Origin of the sequence: Streptococcus sp. SR4, assembly GCF_000517725.1 — a bacterium.
Classification (GTDB): Bacteria; Bacillota; Bacilli; order Lactobacillales; family Streptococcaceae; genus Streptococcus; species Streptococcus salivarius_F.
Genome location: NZ_AZYW01000039.1, coordinates 1 through 598 on the forward strand (window position 1 = coordinate 1; position 598 = coordinate 598).

General features: G+C 40.5%; 1 protein-coding gene. It reads right to left on the reverse strand.

Annotation, left to right across the window (positions count from 1 at the left end; genetic code table 11):
- The coding region (locus tag HMPREF1519_RS04600) for an ISL3 family transposase (RefSeq protein WP_037611290.1) at window positions 1-598 on the reverse strand (598 nt) is incomplete at both ends.

The window sequence follows — 598 nt, forward strand, 5'->3', positions numbered from 1 at the left end:
CTTTTTGAAAGAGTCGCCAGTGATTTTTCAAGGCTCGATAGGGTAGTGACTTCTTATCAAACTGGTTCATAATCGCAATTCTTGTCTTTAAAAAGGCACGACCAAGGTGCTGGATAATGTGGAAACGATCAAGAACGATTTTAGCGTTTGGAAAAAGTCTTTTGGCAAGTGGAATATAAGCTCCAGACATATCCATCGTGATAAACTGCACCTGTTGTCGTACTTTCAATGGATACTTCAAAAAATAGTTTCGTATAGAGGTTTGGCGACGATTATCAAGGATGGTTATGAGTTCGTTTGTCTCATAGTTCTGTGCCACAAAAGCCAATTCACCTTTCTTGAACCCAAACTCATCCCAGGACATAATAGCTGGGAGTTTGTCATAATGTTCCTTGAAAGTAAACTGATCAAGCTTACGATAGACAGTGGACGTTGATACACGAAGCCTTCTGGCAATATCAGTTAGTGACACCTTCTCAGTTAGGAGTTGTGCAACCTTTTGTCGGACAAGGTTGGAGATTTGGCAGTTTTTCTCAACGATAGATGTCTCAGCTACCGTGACTCTCCTACAATTTTTACACTGGAAACGACGTTTTTT